The 15,545-nt window shown below is 73.9% G+C and carries 15 protein-coding genes and 1 riboswitch; of the genes, 9 read left to right on the top strand and 6 right to left on the bottom strand.

The window, feature by feature from the left end; translation table 11 throughout:
* Positions 1-12 precede the first annotated feature (12 nt).
* A complete protein-coding gene (locus tag ACFQ79_RS14745; RefSeq protein WP_383582999.1) occupies positions 13-612 on the bottom strand; it encodes a hypothetical protein in 600 nt (199 codons plus the stop codon).
* Between the two features lie 250 nt (positions 613-862).
* On the opposite strand from ACFQ79_RS14745, the gene ACFQ79_RS14740 reads away from it, so the two are divergent.
* The 5 genes from ACFQ79_RS14740 to ACFQ79_RS14720 all read left to right on the top strand — a co-directional run bounded on the left by ACFQ79_RS14740 (position 863) and on the right by ACFQ79_RS14720 (position 5,468).
* Positions 863-1,723, top strand: coding sequence for a bifunctional methylenetetrahydrofolate dehydrogenase/methenyltetrahydrofolate cyclohydrolase (locus ACFQ79_RS14740; RefSeq protein WP_383582996.1), 861 nt, complete (start codon positions 863-865; stop codon positions 1,721-1,723).
* A 1-nt stretch (position 1,724) separates the two neighbouring features.
* On the top strand, positions 1,725-2,342 hold the full coding sequence (locus tag ACFQ79_RS14735) for a DUF3017 domain-containing protein (RefSeq protein WP_383582994.1): 618 nt from the start codon (positions 1,725-1,727) through the stop codon (positions 2,340-2,342).
* A 255-nt stretch (positions 2,343-2,597) separates the two neighbouring features.
* Positions 2,598-3,728 (top strand): DUF2690 domain-containing protein, encoded by a 1,131-nt coding sequence (locus tag ACFQ79_RS14730; RefSeq protein ID WP_383582991.1) that lies wholly within the window; start codon positions 2,598-2,600, stop codon positions 3,726-3,728.
* A 200-nt stretch (positions 3,729-3,928) separates the two neighbouring features.
* Entirely contained in the window at positions 3,929-4,918 is a 990-nt protein-coding gene (locus tag ACFQ79_RS14725) for a malate dehydrogenase (protein ID WP_383582988.1), read from the top strand.
* A gap of 175 nt (positions 4,919-5,093) precedes the next feature.
* Positions 5,094-5,468, top strand: coding sequence for a hypothetical protein (locus ACFQ79_RS14720; RefSeq protein ID WP_383582985.1), 375 nt, complete (start codon positions 5,094-5,096; stop codon positions 5,466-5,468).
* 194 nt (positions 5,469-5,662) lie between these two features.
* Here the strand turns inward: ACFQ79_RS14720 and ACFQ79_RS14715 are convergent, their stop codons facing one another.
* Together ACFQ79_RS14715 and ACFQ79_RS14710 are read right to left on the bottom strand one after the other, a co-directional pair.
* A complete protein-coding gene (locus tag ACFQ79_RS14715; RefSeq protein WP_383582982.1) occupies positions 5,663-6,436 on the bottom strand; it encodes an isocitrate lyase/phosphoenolpyruvate mutase family protein in 774 nt (257 codons plus the stop codon).
* Positions 6,433-6,966: a carboxymuconolactone decarboxylase family protein gene (locus ACFQ79_RS14710; protein ID WP_383582979.1), complete on the bottom strand. Its 534-nt coding sequence runs from the start codon at positions 6,964-6,966 to the stop codon at positions 6,433-6,435. The genes ACFQ79_RS14715 and ACFQ79_RS14710 overlap by 4 nt, the downstream gene beginning before the upstream one ends.
* Before the next feature lie 46 nt (positions 6,967-7,012).
* Here ACFQ79_RS14710 and ACFQ79_RS14705 point away from each other — a divergent pair, with 46 nt between their 5' ends.
* The gene (locus ACFQ79_RS14705) at positions 7,013-8,575 is read left to right on the top strand and encodes a PLP-dependent aminotransferase family protein (RefSeq protein ID WP_383582977.1); all 1,563 of its coding nucleotides are present in this window, start codon (positions 7,013-7,015) and stop codon (positions 8,573-8,575) included.
* Between the two features lie 840 nt (positions 8,576-9,415).
* Here the strand turns inward: ACFQ79_RS14705 and ACFQ79_RS14700 are convergent.
* Positions 9,416-10,330: a hypothetical protein gene (locus ACFQ79_RS14700; RefSeq protein WP_383582974.1), complete on the bottom strand. Its 915-nt coding sequence runs from the start codon at positions 10,328-10,330 to the stop codon at positions 9,416-9,418.
* A 91-nt stretch (positions 10,331-10,421) separates the two neighbouring features.
* On the opposite strand from ACFQ79_RS14700, the gene ACFQ79_RS14695 reads away from it, so the two are divergent.
* Positions 10,422-10,727: a hypothetical protein gene (locus ACFQ79_RS14695; RefSeq protein WP_383582971.1), complete on the top strand. Its 306-nt coding sequence runs from the start codon at positions 10,422-10,424 to the stop codon at positions 10,725-10,727.
* Positions 10,728-10,741: 14 nt separating this feature from the next.
* On the top strand, positions 10,742-11,926 hold the full coding sequence (locus ACFQ79_RS14690) for a glutathionylspermidine synthase family protein (protein WP_383582968.1): 1,185 nt from the start codon (positions 10,742-10,744) through the stop codon (positions 11,924-11,926).
* 48 nt (positions 11,927-11,974) lie between these two features.
* On the opposite strand, the gene ACFQ79_RS14685 is transcribed toward ACFQ79_RS14690, so the two are convergent.
* Positions 11,975-12,670, bottom strand: coding sequence for a polysaccharide deacetylase family protein (locus tag ACFQ79_RS14685; protein WP_383582966.1), 696 nt, complete (start codon positions 12,668-12,670; stop codon positions 11,975-11,977).
* 91 nt (positions 12,671-12,761) lie between these two features.
* Complete coding sequence (rocD, locus tag ACFQ79_RS14680; RefSeq protein WP_383582963.1) at positions 12,762-13,970, bottom strand: ornithine--oxo-acid transaminase; 1,209 nt, start codon at positions 13,968-13,970, stop codon at positions 12,762-12,764.
* A 122-nt stretch (positions 13,971-14,092) separates the two neighbouring features.
* Positions 14,093-14,183, top strand: a riboswitch (ZMP/ZTP riboswitch).
* 73 nt (positions 14,184-14,256) lie between these two features.
* On the opposite strand from rocD, the gene glyA reads away from it, so the two are divergent.
* Positions 14,257-15,534, top strand: a complete 1,278-nt coding sequence (gene glyA, locus ACFQ79_RS14675; RefSeq protein WP_383582960.1) for a serine hydroxymethyltransferase — start codon at positions 14,257-14,259, stop codon at positions 15,532-15,534.
* Positions 15,535-15,545 lie beyond the last annotated feature (11 nt).

The raw sequence follows: 15,545 nt of genomic DNA, 5'->3' as shown, positions 1-15,545 counted from the left end.
GCCATGTGTGGATCAGTACTGCTGCTTGTTGCGGTTGAACCAGGCCGAGCCGTCCGACTTCGCCACGAAGACGATGACCAGGACGGCCAGGGCGAGGCCCACGATGCCGAGAGGCAGCGAGAAGAGGCTGAACAGCACGCTGATCGAGGAGTAGACGATGGTGCCGACCCGGATGCCGTTGCCGCCGGAGCGGAACTTGGCGGCGAGGAACATGCCGACGGCGGCGAAGATCAGCGAGAAGACGCCGAGGCCGATCAGGATGCCCTGGCCCAGGTCGGCGAAGGCGTCGACATCGGCGGACGAGGCGCCGGACTTCTCCAGCTCGCTGTCGATCGCGAAGGACATGCCGATCACGGCGAGGCCGCCGATGACGTTGAACGCGGCGCTGATCCACAGCATCACGCGCGCGGCCTTCACCCCACCGGGCATCTCCATGGCCACGCCCGGGTAGCCGCCCCCGCCGTACGGGGAGACCGGCGGAGCGGCCGGGTAGCCGTAGCCCTGCTGCGGCGGCACGCCCTGGGGGGCCTGCGGGTATCCGTAGCCGGGCTGCTGGCCCTGGCCCTGACCCTGCGGCTGGCCGTACGGGTTGTTCGGGTCACCGAAGCTCATCGCGGGTTTCCTCCGTGAATTTCTCTGTGCGGGGACGACGCGGCCCGCGCGGAGGACTCTTCACGGCATGTGAGCGGATTCCCCCCGGCACTTTCCGCGGTACTTCGCCGATCATCGTGGTCGCTTGGTCGACTTTTTGTCCAGTCGATACGCATCGGAGTTGTGCAAGTGCAACCCGTCGCTCCGCGTGATCGGCCGCCCGGCACGAGCGAATTGGAACAAGGCGGGGGTCATCCGGGAGGATGTCTCCATGAGCGCCCAGATTCTCGATGGCAAGGCCACCGCAGCCGCGATCAAGTCCGATCTGACCGTCCGTGTGGCGGCCCTCAAGGAGCGGGGCATCACACCCGGACTCGGCACCGTCCTGGTCGGGGACGACCCGGCGAGCCACAAGTACGTCGCCGGCAAGCACCGCGACTGCGCACAGGTCGGCCTCGCCTCGATCCAGCGCACGCTGCCCGCCACCGCCACCCAGGAGGAGATCGAGGCGGTCGTACGGGAGCTCAACGAGGACCCGGCCTGCACGGGCTACATCGTGCAGCTCCCGCTCCCCAAGGGCATCGACGAGAACCGCATCCTGGAGCTGATGGACCCGGCCAAGGACGCCGACGGTCTGCACCCGACCAACCTCGGCCGGCTCGTCCTCAACGAGCCCGCCCCGCTGCCCTGCACGCCGAACGGCGTCATCACGCTGCTCCGCGCGCACGGCGTGGAGATCAACGGCGCGGAGGTCGTGGTCGTCGGCCGCGGCGTCACCATCGGCCGCCCGATGCCGCTCATCCTCACCCGCCGCTCCGAGAACGCGACCGTGACCCAGTGCCACACCGGTACCCGGGACCTGTCGGCGCACCTGCGGAACGCCGACATCATCGTCGCGGCGGCCGGTGTGCCGCACCTGATCAAGCCCGAGGACGTGAAGCCGGGCGCGGCCGTCCTCGACGTCGGCGTCTCCCGCGACGGCGAGGGCAAGATCGTCGGCGATGTGGACCCGGGCGTCTCCGAGGTCGCCGGCTGGATCTCCCCGAACCCCGGCGGTGTCGGCCCGATGACCCGTGCCCAGCTCCTCGTCAACGTCGTCGAGGCCGCCGAGCGCGCGGCCGCGGCGCTCTGACGTGACCCCCGGGACCCCGGGCACAGCCGGGAACCCGGACGGGGCGGCCGACGGCCCGTCGAAGAACGGGAGCGCCGACGCCTCGGGCTCGCGCGCCTCGGGCTCAGCTGCTTCGGGTGCTTCGGGTGCTTCGGTCGGAGGCGCCTCGAACGGGGGCGCCTCGAACGGGGGCGCCTCGGCCGGAGGCGCCTCGAACGGGGCCGCCCCGACGGAGATCACGGCCTGGAAGCGGCCCGCGCCCAGCCTCACCACCGACACCGCGCGGCCCGAGGGCGGCGGCCGGGCGGCTCCCAGCGACGCTCCGGCGCCCGCTCGTCAGTGGCCCCTGCTCACCGTGCTCGGTCTCGCCGGCCTCGGTCTGCTCGTGGTCGGGACGGACGCCCTCCCGCAGTCCTTCCGCATCGGCACGATGCTGGTCGGCGCGGCGCTCCTCGTGGGGGCCGTGCTGCGCCGGGTGCTGCCCTCGGTGGGCATGCTCGCCGTACGGTCCCGTTTCACGGACATGATCACGTACGGGGTCATGGGTGGCCTGATCGTGCTGCTCGCCCTCATGGTGCAGCCGAGGCCCTGGCTCAGGATCCCGTTCCTGGAGGACGTCCTCCATCTGACGGTCACCTGACGGTCGCCCGACGTCCGGACGCCCCGGACGGCAGCTGGCGCGGCGCCCGCCCTCTCCCCCGTGGGAGGGCGGGCGCCGCTGCGATCAAGGGTCATGTACGTGCCAAGGTCGGTTCAAGGGTCGACGGGTCGCTGTGGCACGGAAGTGACCATTCCGGTACCTCGGCTGCGCATCCGGGGCGCGCATCGCCCCCGGACCTGCCATCCTTCGGTGGAGCAGGGGAGACGCGGGAGGCACGGGACAAGGGGGACCGCCATGCCTGGCTGGAAGGCGCTGCCGGAGGAACTCGATCCGGATGTCCGCGCGTTCACGGAACGGCTCCGCCGTCTCATCGACCGCAGCGGCCTCGGCGTCACGGCCGTCGCCGAGCGCACCGGGCACGAACGGTCCGCGTGGGCCACGTATCTGAATGCCCGTCAGTCCGTGCCCCGCAGTGCCGTCGTGGCCCTCGCCGAGGTGACCGGAAGCGACCCGGCGGCCCTCGCGGCCGACTGGGAGCGCGCGGAGCGGGCCTGGGCCCGCACCGCCGCGCCGGCCGTGGGCGGCGGGAGCGAGCCCGAGCCCCGGCCCGTGGGCGGCGACGGCGGCTTCCGCGGCAGTCCCGGCGGTCCCGGCGGTCCCGGCGGTGACGACCGCACCATGGAGATCCGCCGCCTGGACCGGCCCGGCCCGGCAGCCCCACTCCCGGCAGCCCCGCTCCCTGCCTCCGACGGGCCAGCCTCCGGCGGACCGGGCCCGGGTGCCACTGCATCCGGTGCCCCCGTACCCGGTGCCCGCGTACCCGGTGCCGCCGCGCCCCCGCCCCGTGACCCCGTCCCCACCCCCGACGTGCCTCGCGCGCGCACCCCCGACTCCCGCCGTCGCAAGGTCCTGCTCTCCGTCACCGGCATCGTCGGCGCGCTGCTCGTCGTCACCGCCGCCCTGCTCCTCGTCGACCTCGGCGGCTCCGAGGGCCCGGGCGAGGGCGACAAGGCGGCCGCCCCGCCCGCCACCACCGCGCCTCCCACCACCAGGCCCGCCGATCCGCCCCCGGGCGTGCAGTGCGCGGGACCCGACTGCACGGGCCGGGACCCGGAGGCCATGGGGTGCGGCGGCCCCCTCGCCACCACCGTCGCCCGCGCCGCCGTCGGCACCGCGCAGGTCGAGGTCCGCTACAGCGAGACCTGCGGGGCCGCCTGGGCCCGGCTCACCGGCGGCGCGCCCCGGGACACGGTGACGATCCGCGCCGGAGACGCCGAGCGGCGCGCGACCGTCGCCGCTGGTACCGACACCGCGGCGAAGGAGACCGACGCGTACACGCCGATGGTCGCCGTCGCCTCCGCCGCGGCCGCACGGGCCTGCGGGCAGCTCGCCGACGGCAGCGAGGGCTGCACCGCCGGCCCGTGAACGCGCGCGCGGACGGGTGACCGCGGCCGCGCGGACGGTCGGCAGTGAGCCGGACCACAAGGGGGTGGGGATTCACCGGGGCCCGGGTCGGATAGCCTGACCGCTGGATATCTCTTCATGTCGAGACACCGATCGATCAAGAGAGCTATCCCGCACCAGGGGCAGGGACCCCCACCGCCAGCTGTCTTACGGAGATCGCCATGACCCGCACTCCCGTGAATGTCACCGTGACCGGCGCGGCCGGCCAGATCGGCTACGCGCTGCTCTTCCGCATCGCCTCCGGCCACCTGCTCGGCGCGGACGTGCCGGTCAAGCTGCGCCTCCTCGAGATCCCGCAGGGCGTGAAGGCCGCCGAGGGCACCGCCATGGAGCTCGACGACTGCGCCTTCCCGCTGCTCAAGGGCATCGACATCTTCGACGACCCGAACAAGGGCTTCGAGGGCGCCAACATCGGCCTGCTCGTGGGCGCCCGCCCGCGTGGCCCGGGCATGGAGCGCGGCGACCTGCTCGCCGCCAACGGCGGCATCTTCAAGCCGCAGGGCCAGGCCATCAACGCCCACGCCGCGGACGACATCAAGATCCTCGTCGTCGGCAACCCGGCCAACACCAACGCCCTCATCGCGCAGCAGTCCGCCCCGGACGTGCCGGCCGAGCGCTTCACCGCGATGACCCGCCTGGACCACAACCGCGCGCTGACGCAGCTGGCGAAGAAGACCGGCTCCTCGGTCACGGACATCAAGCGCCTCACCATCTGGGGCAACCACTCCGCGACCCAGTACCCGGACATCTTCCACGCTGAGATCGCCGGCAAGAACGCCGCCGAGATCGTCAACGACGAGGCGTGGCTGGCCGAGGACTTCATCCCGACCGTCGCCAAGCGCGGCGCCGCGATCATCGACGCCCGTGGCGCGTCCTCCGCCGCCTCGGCCGCGAACGCCGCGATCGACCACGTCCACACCTGGGTCAACGGCACCGCCGCCGGCGACTGGACCTCCATGGGCATCCCGTCGGACGGCTCGTACGGCGTCCCGGAGGGTCTCATCTCCTCCTTCCCCGTCACCTGCACCGACGGCAGGTTCGAGATCGTCCAGGGCCTGGAGATCAACGACTTCTCGCGCGGCCGGATCGACGCCTCGGTGAAGGAGCTCTCCGAGGAGCGCGACGCGGTCCGCGAGCTCGGCCTCATCTGAGTCCAGGCTCCACGCGCCCGGCGCCCCCGAACCGTACGACCGACCGTACGGCTCGGGGGCGCCGTTTCTCATGCGCCGGAACAGGGGCCCGAGTCGACCGTAGGCTGAACCGGTTGAGCGCCGGAGGCCGGCAGGGCACCGAGGCGCCAGAGGCAACGGCTGCATCGGAGGAATCGTGACCGGGACCGGGAACACGGCGGGCGGCATCCACGTCACCAACACCGGGGGCAACGTCACCATCGGCGACCACAACACCGTCACCAGTACGGGTCACGGGGCCCCGGTGGCCCGTGACCCGCAGCAGGAGGAGCTCCTCCAGGCCATCCGCCGGCTCCGTGCCGACCTCGGCGGGGTCGTCCCCACGGAGCGGACGGCCGCCCTGGACGGCGAACTCTCCGAGGCCGAGGACGAGATCGAGCGCACGGGCCGCGCGGACGCGGGCCGGCTCACCCGGGTGCGCCGCGCCCTCACGGACGCGGGCGCGGTGACCGGGATCCTCGCCTCGGGCGTGGCCGTCGGGCAGGCGGCCGGCGCGCTGCTGGGCGGCTGAGACGAGCGGTGCCGGGGCGAGCGGTGCCGGTGCGAGTGCTGCCGGGGTGAGTGGGGCCGGTGCGAGCGGGGCCAGGGTGAGCTCTGCTGGTGCGAGCGGTGCCGGTGCGAGCGGTGCCGCGCGGGGCCGGGACCGGTGGTGTCGCCCGGTGCCGAGGCCGCGCGGTGCGCCGCCCGGGGCGTCGGCGGCGCGCCTCAACCCGCCGTGTTCTCGCGGAGCTTCGCCGCCAGCGCGGCCAGGTCGTCCCGCGCGCGCAGGAGCAGGCCGCCGCCGAAGGTGATCCGGGTCGCGCCGAGCCGGCCCAGCTCGGCGAAGGACGGGCCGCCGTCCGGGGCGGCCAGCACGTTGAGCGGGAGGTCGCCGAGGGCGGCGCGCAGGGCCGGGAGGTCCGCGGGCGGGGCGGCGATCGGGTAGACGCAGTCCGCCCCGGCCTCCGCGTAGAGCCGGGCGCGGTCGATCGCCGCCTCCAGCGGCGCGGAGGTCCCGCGGATGTACGCGTCCACGCGCGCGTTGACGAAGAGTCCTGGTCCCGCCGCGGCCCGTACCTCCGCCAGCCACTCGGCGTGCGCCGACGGGTCCTTGAGCCCGCCGCTCGGCCCGGTGTCCTCCAGGTTGACGCCGACGGCCCCCGACTCCCGTACGCGCTCCACCAGTTCGGGAGCCGGCAGCCCGTAGCCGCCCTCCAGGTCCGCCGTCACGGGTACGGAGACGGCCCGGACGATCCGGGTCACGGCGGCGAACATCTCCGCCACCGGGGTCGCCCCGTCCTCGTACCCGAGGGAGGCGGCGATCCCGGCGCTCGGTGTCGCGAGCGCCGGGAACCCGGCCGCCTCGAAGGCGCGGGCGCTCACCGCGTCCCACGGGCCGGGCAGCACCAGCGGATCGCCGGCCGCCCGGTCCCGGTGGAGGCCGCGCAGGACCCGGGCCGCCGAGTCCCCGGGCCGGCCCCCGCTCCCGGACCCGCTCATGCGCTGCGCGGGGTGTAGTGGCCGGGCGTCATCCGGGTGGTGACGGCGATCCGGTTCCAGGCGTTGATGACGACGATCGCGCTGATGACGCGGGCGAGCTCGGTCTCGTCGAAGTGCTTCGCGGCGCGTGCGTACACCTCGTCGGGGACGAAGCCGTCGGTGAGCACGGTGACGGACTCGGTCAGCGCGAGGGCGGCGAGCTCGCGCTCGGTGTAGAAGTGCCGGGACTCCTCCCAGGCGGAGAGCTGCACGATCCGCTCGACGGTCTCGCCCTCGGCCAGCGCGTCCTTGGAGTGCATGTCGATGCAGAAGGCGCAGTGGTTGATCTGCGAGGCCCGGATCTTGATCAGGTGGTACAGGGTCGGGTCGATGTCCTTCGCCGCCGCCGTCTCCAGGCGCAGCATCGCCCGGTAGAACTCGGGGACGCGCTCGGCGAGCGGGAGGCGCGGAGCGTGCTCGTGGGCGTACTCGGTCGGCGCGGTGGTGCCGAGGGTGTCCGTGGTGTCGAGGGTGTTCGTGTGCGTGGTCATGTCTTCACCGTACGAGCCAGGTGGCTCAGGAGTATGGTCCATTCGTATGGCGAACGAGTGGGCCACTTTCGGGGCCGATCTCCATCTGGAACTGCGCGGTCCGCGGCTGCGGGCCGGACTCATGGACGCGCTCCGCGAGGCGGTGCGCAGCGGACGCCTCGAGGCGGGCACCCGGCTGCCGTCCTCCCGGTCGCTCGCCGCGGACCTGGGCATGGCCCGTAACACCGTCGCCGACGCCTACGCCGAACTCGTCGCCGAGGGCTGGCTCACGGCCCGGCAGGGCTCCGGCACCCGGGTCGCCCGCCGCGCCGAGCCCCGCCGTCCCGAGCCCCGTCGCGCCGAGCCCGGCCGTCCCGAGCCCCGTCGCGGCGAGCCCGGCCGGGCGGAGCCCCTCCGTTCCGGGCCGGGCCGTGCGGGGGCCCGTCCCTCCGGGCCCGGACCGGGGGCCGCGCCCGCCGCCGCCCCTTCCGCGCGCTCCCTGCCCCGGCCCTCCGCGCCCGCGCACAACCTGAAGGCCGGCACCCCCGACCTGGCGTCCTTCCCGCGCGCAGAGTGGCTCAAGGCGTACCGTCGGGCGCTCACCGCCGCCCCCAACGAGGCCTTCGGGTACGGCGATCCGCGCGGCCGGATCGAACTGCGCACCGTCCTCGCCGAGTACCTGGCCCGCGCGCGGGGCGTCTACGCGCGCCCCGAACGGATCGTCGTCTGCGCGGGCTTCGTGCACGGGCTGATGCTGATCGGTCAGGTGCTGCGGAGCCGGGGCGTCCGCGACGTCGCGATCGAGTCGTACGGGCTCGGCCTCCACGCGGGCCTCCTCACCGGCGCGGGTCTCGGCACCCCCGTCCTGCCCTTCGACGAGCGCGGCACCCGGGTCGAGGCGTCGGGGCCCCTCGGCTCGGCCGGAGCCGTCCTGATGACGGCCGCCCACCAGTTCCCGCTGGGCGGGGCCCTGCCCCCGGACCGGCGCGCGGAGGTCGTCGACTGGGCGCGGGCCTCGGGCGGTTTCGTCCTGGAGGACGACTACGACGGGGAGTTCCGGTACGACCGGCAGCCGGTGGGGGCCCTCCAGGGCCTCGATCCCGAGCGGGTCGTCTACCTCGGCACCGCGAGCAAGTCCCTCGCCCCGGGGCTGCGGCTCGCGTGGATGGTGCTTCCGGAGAGCCTGGTCGGCGAGGTGGTGGCGGCGAAGGGGGTCGTGGACTGGGTGTCCAGCGCGCCGGACCAGCTGGCGTTCGCGGAGTTCCTCGGCTCGGGGGCGTACGACCGGCACGTACGGGCGATGCGGCTGCGCTACCGGCGGCGCCGCGACCAGCTGGTGGCGGCGGTGGCCGCGCACTCGCCGGAGACGAGGGTCAGCGGGATCGCGGCCGGCCTCCACGCCGTCCTGGCCCTGCCGCCCGGCACGGAGCAGGACGTGCTGCGGGCGGCGGCCTGGAACGGCCTCGCGGTCCAGGGCGTCGACCAGTTCCGCCGCCCGACGGTGCCCGCGACCCTGGACGGTCTCGTCGTCGGCTACGCGACACCCCCGGACAGCGCCTGGCAGAGCGCCCTCCAGGCCCTGTGCCGGGTACTGCCCCAGGCGCCCGGCGGCACAGAGCCAGGCACCTAGAGGGCACCCGCCCCCAACCGGGCCAGTGGCTGCTGCGCAGGCCGGAGCCGACCCTGAGAAAGCCTCCGAGCCGACACCCGCCCCAGATCTGCACCCCGAGCCCCCGCCGGATCCAGGGCCAGCGCCAGGGCCAGGGCCAGCGCCAGCGCCGCGCCCGCGCTCGGGCCGGGGCCCGAGGAGGCACCTTGGCCAGGACCAGGGCCAGCGCCGCGCCCGCGCCAGGACCTGCGCCCGGGCCGGAGCCGGGCCCGAGGAGGCGCTTTGGCCAGCGCCAGCGCCAGGGCCCGAGCCCAAGCCCGAGCCCAAGCCCGCGCCAGGGCCTGCGCTCGGGCCGCAGCCCGGTCCCCAGGAGGGGCCTCACCCGCGCCCGCGCCCTCGCCAGGGCCCGCACCAGCGCCCGCGCCCGCGCTCGGGCCGGGGCCCGAGGAGGCGCCTTGGCCAGGGCCAGCGCCGAGCCCGAGCCCGCGCCCGAACCCACGGCCGAGCGCGAGCCCGCGCCCGCGCCTGAGCCCAAGCCCTTGCCTGAGCCCAAGCCCGTGCCAGGGCCTGCGCTCGGGCCGGAGCCCGGTCCCGAGGAGGAGCCTTGGCCAGCGCCAGCGCCAGCGCCAGCGCCAGCGCCAGCGCCAGCGCCAGGGCCCAAGCCCGCGCCCGAGCCCGAGCCGTGCCAGGGCCTGCGCTCGAGCCCTGGCCAAGGCCCGAGCCCAAGCCCGTGCCAGGGCCCGCGTTCGGGCCGGAGCCCGGTCCCCAGGAGGGCCCTCACCCTCACCCGCGCCCTCGCCAGCGCCCGCGCCCTCGCCAGGGCCCGCGTCCCACTGACCGCCCCGTGCCGGTGTCGGGTGTCTACGAGGCGTTCTGGTCGCGGTCGGGTTCGGTGGCGTGGCCCGGGATCGGGGTTTCGGCCGCCCCCGATGCCGTCGGGTCCGCCTCCACCGTTCGTCCGTTCGCGTCCACCTCCGGCGGTTCGCCGAAGCGGGCCAGGGTCAGGGAGCCCGCCACCGCGATCGCGAAGCCGGTGACCGCGAGCCAGCCGAGGCCCTCCCGGGTGGTGTCGCCGAGCCAGGCCACCCCGATGATCGCGGGGCCGACCGTCTCGCCGAGCACCGCGCCCGCCGTCGCCGTGGTCACCGAGCCGCGCTGGAGCGCCGAGGTCAGCAGGACGAACGCGGCCCCGCCGCCCACCAGGAGCGCGTACCAGACCGGATCGGCGAAATCGATGCCGTCGATCAGCCGGACCGCCACCTCCACCACCCCGAAGCCGAAGCCCGCCCCCAGGCCGAGGACGAGGGCGCGGGGTTTCGCCGGCAGCCGCCCGCCCACGACGCCGAGCAGCAGCACCCCGAAGGCGCTCGCGAGCAGCGCCCAGGGCAGCCACTCGGGGCCGTCCTGGTGGCCCTCCTTGCCGGAGGCGAGGGCCAGCAGCGCGAGCCCCGCGCAGACCACGCCCACCGCCGTCCACTCCACCCGGCTGAGCCGCACCCGCAGCACCCGGGAGGCGATGACCGCCGTGACCGCCAGACTCGCGGCGAGGGCCGCGCCGACCACGTAGATGGGCAGGGTCCGCAGGGCCACGATCTGCAGGACGAATCCGAGGCCGTCCATGCCGAGGCCGGCGATGTACCGCCACTGCCGCAACACCCGCCACATCAGCGCGATGTCGACTCCGCCACCGGTCCCCGGTGCCGTGGCACGGGCCCCCATCGCCTGGAGAACGGAGGCCGCGCCGAAGCAGACGGACGAGGCGAGCGCACAAATCATCCCGAGTAGCACGAAATGACTCTAGGCGCTGCGGCCGGAATTGAGCGGCCTACACTGTGCGGTCGCGACTGCGAAGGGGAGGGCCAGGGACATGCGGAGGCTGAGGTCGAGCACGGTGGTGCTCGGCGGGATGGGTGTGCTCGCGGCGACGATCACCGCGTGCGGCTCCGACCCGGACAAGCGGTGCGTGGACCCGGTGACCAGGGAGACGCTGCCCAGCTACGAGTGCGAGAGCGGCGGCGGCAGCGACGACGACGACAGCAACGGCAGCAGCACCCACCGGGGCTCGTACTACTACGGCGGCTCCATACGGGACAACCGCGTGAGCGGGGGCAGTTTCGACATGAAGGCCGTCGACACCGGCGGCTTCGGCTGCTCCGGTTCCGGCGGCGGCTGAGAGAGGTCCGGCAGATGCGACGGCACACCATCGAGCCCCGGCCGGGCTGGCAGGAGACGGTGGAGGAGCAGGGGCTCGTCTACCCGCTGACCCGTTACCCGGACGGTTCGCTGCGTCCGTACTGGGACGAGAGCGCGTACTACTCCTTCAGCCTGCCCGAGGTCGAGGTCCTCGAGGAGGTCGTCGAGGAACTGCACGCGATGTGCCTCGCGGCGGCCGCGCACATCGTCGAGCGGAACCGGTTCGCCGAGCTGGGGATCACCGATCCGAAGCTCGCGTCCCTGGTCGCCGAGTCCTGGCGGCGGCGCGCCGAACTCCCCTCCCTCTACGGGCGGTTCGACCTGCGCTACGACGGCACGGGCCCGGCCAAGATGCTGGAGTACAACGCCGACACCCCCACCTCGCTCGTGGAGGCCGCGAGCCCGCAGTGGTTCTGGATGGAGGAACGGTTCCCCGGCGCCGACCAGTGGAACTCCCTCCACGAACGGCTCGTCGACGCGTGGCGCAAGCAGGCCCCTCTGCTGCCTCCCGGCCCCCTCCACTTCGTCCACTCCGACGGCGACGAGCTTGGCGAGGACCTGATGACGGTCGCGTATCTGCGCGAGACCGCCCAGCAGGCCGGGCTGGAGACCGAGGCCCTGTCCGTCGAACGGATCGGCTGGGACCGGCTCTCGCGCCGCTTCGTGGACGACCGGCTCCGGTTCATCCGCAGCTGCTTCAAGCTCTACCCGTGGGAGTGGCTGACCACCGACCGCTTCGGCCGGCACGTCCTGGACACCCTCGACAACGGCGGCGGCACCGGCACCACCTGCTGGATCGAGCCCGCCTGGAAGATGCTGCTCTCCAACAAGGCGCTCCTGGCGATCCTGTGGGAGCTGTACCCGGGCCACCCCAACCTGCTGCCCGCCTACCTCGACGGACCCCGCGAACTCGCCACGACCACCGGCTGGGTCGCCAAGCCGCTGCTCGGCCGCGAGGGAGCGGGCGTCACCCTGCACGAGGCCGGCACGGAGCCGTTCGTACGGGACGGGGAGCCCTGCTGCTACCAGGAGCTGGCCCCGCTGCCCGACTTCGACGGCAACCGGGTGGTGCTCGGCGCGTGGGTCGTCGAGGACGAGGCGGCGGGGCTCGGCATCCGGGAGTCGGCGAGCCTCGTCACCGACGAGTACGCCCGCTTCCTCCCGCACGTGATCCTCTAGGGCGGGCGCCGCCCCCGGGGCGGGCCCTGCCCCCTCCGGCCGCTCCCGCTACTCGGGGACGTACTCCCTGAGCGGCGCAGGCCTCAGGCCCGCGGCCTCGGCCGCCGCCAGCGCCCGCGTCAGATCCTGCTCCAGCGTCTCGTTGAAGTGCAGCAGGATGATGTCGCCGGCCTTGAGGGCCGGCGTCGGCGGGGTCCACTGGCCCCAGGTGGTGAGGTCGTACGTCCAGGTGACCAGCGCCTTCGCCCCGCAGGCGCGGGCCGCGGTGCGGGTGGTCGCGTCGTACACGCCGTACGGCGGGCGGAGCAGCCGCGGGCCGTCGCCGAACTGCGCGAGGTGCTGGTCGCGCGCCCCGCAGACCTCCGCCTTCTGGCCTGCGGCGTCGAGGGTGGTCAGGTCCGGGTGGTTGACCGTGTGGTTCTCGACGCGCGAGGGGCCCTGGTTCAGCAGGGTGTGGAAGTAGCCGGAGTCGTACGAGTAGGCGCCGGGCAGCAGGAAGAGCGAGGCGGGCACGCGGCGCTCGAGCAGCAGCTTCGCCGCGGCGGGGTCGTGGAACCAGCCGTCGTCGATGGTGATGAAGACGACCGGGTCGGTGGTCTCGATGTGCGAGACCACCGGGACGGGCTCGGGCCAGGCCGCCCTCGGGGCGGCGTGCGCGGGTCCGGTGACCGCGCCGAGGAGCGCGAGGGGGACGACGGCGGCGAGCGCGGCACGCACGGCGTGACGCAGACGGAGTCTCGGCATGGCGGCATCATTGGCCTAGACCAACTACCGTGTCAATGGCCCGAGTTGCCCCGCCACGGCCCGCGGTCGCCGTCCCCTCAAGCGGACTTCGTCACTCCTCCGACAGCACGCCCCTCAGCTGCTCCAGACCCCAGTCCAGGTCCTCCTTCGAGATGACCAGCGGCGGCGCGATCCGGATCGTCGAGCCGTGGGTGTCCTTCACCAGGACACCCCGCTCCATCAGCTTCTCCGAGATCTCCCGGCCCGTGCCGTGCGACGGCGCGATGTCCACCCCGGCCCACAGCCCCCGGCCGCGCACCGCCTCCACCGCCCCGCCGCCCACGAGCAGCCCCAGCTCCGCGTGCAGATGCTCGCCCAGCTCCGCCGCCCGCTCCTGGTACTCGCCGGTCCGCAGCATCGCGATCACCTCGAGGGCCACCGCGCAGGCCAGCGGGTTCCCGCCGAACGTCGACCCGTGCTCACCCGGCCGGAACACCCCGAGCACCTCCCGGTCGGCGACCACCGCCGATACCGGCACCACCCCGCCGCCCAGCGCCTTCCCCAGCACGTACACGTCGGGCACCACGCCCTCGTGCTCGCACGCGAACGTCCGGCCCGTCCGGCCCAGACCCGACTGGATCTCGTCCGCAACGAACAGCACGTTCCGCCGGCGGGTCAGCTCCCGGACCCCCGTCAGATAGCCCGCCGGCGGGACCAGGACCCCCGCCTCGCCCTGGATCGGTTCGAGCAGCACCGCCACCGTGTTCTCGGTGACCGCCGCCTCCATCGCCGTCAGGTCCCCGTACGGCACGATCTCGAACCCCGGCGTGTACGGACCGAAGTGGCCCCGCGCCTCATGGTCCGTGGAGAAGCTGACGATCGTCGTCGTCCTGCCGTGGAAGTTGTTCGCCGCCACCACGATCTTCGCGTGCCCGTCCGGCACGCCCTTCACCTCGTACCCCCACTTCCGGGCGGTCTTCACGGCCGTCTCGATCGCCTCCGCGCCGGTGTTCATCGGCAGCACCGCCTCCTTCCCGCACAGCTCGGCGAGCCGGGTGCAGAACTCGGCGAACCGGTCGTGGTGGAAGGCGCGCGACGTCAGCGTCACCCGCTCCAGCTGGGCCTTCGCCGCGTCGATCAGACGCCGGTTGCCGTGCCCGAAGTTGAGCGCCGAGTAACCGGCGAGCATGTCGAGATAGCGGCGCCCCTCGACATCGGTCATCCAGGCGCCGTCCGCCGAGGCGACGACGACCGGCAGGGGGTGGTAGTTGTGAGCGCTGTGCGCCTCCGCCGAAGCGATCGCGTCTTGTGTGCTCGACACGGGATCTCCGTTCGTCCTGCGGCTCGGGGGGTGACCCCGACGAGGGGGTGTGGCCCCTGTTTCTATCGTCGCTCGGATGCCGGACCGGGAAACCTCGCGCGCGGCGCGCCCGCTACTCTGAAAACACGCACGGCGACTGGCGCACGGGGAAGCGACCCCGGGGGAGCCGTGCGCGGCAGACCACACGAGACGCCGCCCGCCTGGGCGTCACGGGACCGAAGTCCCGCGTGGCGCCGCGCCTCTCACGCAGTGCCCCGGGACCCGCCGACGCCCGGAGGACACCACCATGACCACGCCGCAGCACCAGTACACCCACCCCGCGCTCGCCGCCGCCGACCCCGAGCTCGCCGCCCTCGTCGGTGCCGAGGAACGCCTCCAGGCCGAGACCCTGCGCCTCATCCCCAGCGAGAACTACGTCTCCGCCGCCGTCCTCGAAGCCTCCGGCACCGTCCTCCAGAACAAGTACAGCGAGGGCTACCCCGGCCGCCGCTACTACGAGGGCCAGCAGAACATCGACCAGGTCGAGACCCTCGCCGTCGAGCGCGCCAAGGCCGTCTTCGGCGTCGACCACGCCAACGTCCAGCCCTACTCGGGCTCCCCGGCCAACCTCGCCGTCTACCTCGCCTTCGCCGAGCCCGGCGACACCGTCATGGGCATGGCCCTGCCCATGGGCGGCCACCTCACCCACGGCTGGGGCGTCTCCGCCACCGGCAGGTGGTTCCGCGGCGTCCAGTACGGCGTCCGCCAGGACACGGGCCTCATCGACTTCGACGAGGTCCGCGAGCTCGCCCTCAAGGAGCGCCCCAAGGTGATCTTCTGCGGCGGCACCGCGCTGCCCCGCACGATCGACTTCGCCGCCTTCGGCGAGATCGCCCGCGAGGCCGGTGCCGTGCTCGTCGCCGACGTCGCCCATATCGCCGGCCTGATCGCGGGCGGCGCCCACCCGTCCCCGGTCCCGCACGTGGACGTCATCTCCACCACCACCCACAAGACCCTGCGCGGCCCGCGCGGCGCCATGCTGATGTCCCGCGAGGAGCACGCCAAGGCCCTCGACAAGGCCGTCTTCCCCGGACTCCAGGGCGGCCCGCACAACCAGACCACCGCCGCCATCGCCGTCGCCCTCCGCGAGGCGTCCCTGCCCTCCTTCCGCGACTACGCCCATGCCGTCGTCGCCAACGCCAAGGCCCTCGCCGAGGCACTCCTCGCCCGCGGCTTCGACCTCGTCTCCGGCGGCACCGACAACCACCTGATCCTGATGGACCTCACGCCCAAGCAGGTCCCGGGGAAGATCGCCGCGAAGGCCCTCGACCGGGCGGGCATCGTCGTCAACTACAACACCGTCCCCTACGACCCCCGGAAGCCGTTCGACCCCTCCGGCATCCGCATCGGCACCCCCTCCCTCACCTCCCGCGGCCTCACCACGGAGCACATGGACCAGGTCGCCGACTGGATCGACCGCGGTGTCGCGGCCGCCGGAGCGGGCGACGAGCAGGCCCTCGCCGCCGTCCGCGCGGAGGTCGCCGACCTCATGACCGCCTTCCCGGCCCCCGGTCTCCCGGTCTGACCCGTGCGGCG

Origin of the sequence: Streptomyces sp. NPDC056480 (assembly GCF_042795405.1) — a bacterium.
In the GTDB taxonomy this organism is placed as follows: Bacteria; Actinomycetota; Actinomycetes; order Streptomycetales; family Streptomycetaceae; genus Streptomyces.
The sequence above is the reverse complement of the archived record's forward strand: the minus strand, read 5'-3'. Positions and strand labels throughout refer to the sequence as shown.

Coding starts and splice junctions, on each gene's coding strand:
- ACFQ79_RS14695 (WP_383582971.1), top strand. CDS start 10,422: ATGCGGAGGCTGAGGTCGAGCACGGTGGTGCTCGGCGGGATGGGTGTG.
- ACFQ79_RS14730 (WP_383582991.1), top strand. CDS start 2,598: ATGCCTGGCTGGAAGGCGCTGCCGGAGGAACTCGATCCGGATGTCCGC.
- ACFQ79_RS14705 (WP_383582977.1), top strand. CDS start 7,013: ATGGCGAACGAGTGGGCCACTTTCGGGGCCGATCTCCATCTGGAACTG.
- ACFQ79_RS14690 (WP_383582968.1), top strand. CDS start 10,742: ATGCGACGGCACACCATCGAGCCCCGGCCGGGCTGGCAGGAGACGGTG.
- ACFQ79_RS14700 (WP_383582974.1), bottom strand. CDS start 10,330: ATGATTTGTGCGCTCGCCTCGTCCGTCTGCTTCGGCGCGGCCTCCGTT.
- ACFQ79_RS14725 (WP_383582988.1), top strand. CDS start 3,929: ATGACCCGCACTCCCGTGAATGTCACCGTGACCGGCGCGGCCGGCCAG.
- ACFQ79_RS14685 (WP_383582966.1), bottom strand. CDS start 12,670: ATGCCGAGACTCCGTCTGCGTCACGCCGTGCGTGCCGCGCTCGCCGCC.
- glyA (WP_383582960.1), top strand. CDS start 14,257: ATGACCACGCCGCAGCACCAGTACACCCACCCCGCGCTCGCCGCCGCC.
- ACFQ79_RS14715 (WP_383582982.1), bottom strand. CDS start 6,436: ATGAGCGGGTCCGGGAGCGGGGGCCGGCCCGGGGACTCGGCGGCCCGG.
- ACFQ79_RS14710 (WP_383582979.1), bottom strand. CDS start 6,966: ATGACCACGCACACGAACACCCTCGACACCACGGACACCCTCGGCACC.
- ACFQ79_RS14745 (WP_383582999.1), bottom strand. CDS start 612: ATGAGCTTCGGTGACCCGAACAACCCGTACGGCCAGCCGCAGGGTCAG.
- ACFQ79_RS14740 (WP_383582996.1), top strand. CDS start 863: ATGAGCGCCCAGATTCTCGATGGCAAGGCCACCGCAGCCGCGATCAAG.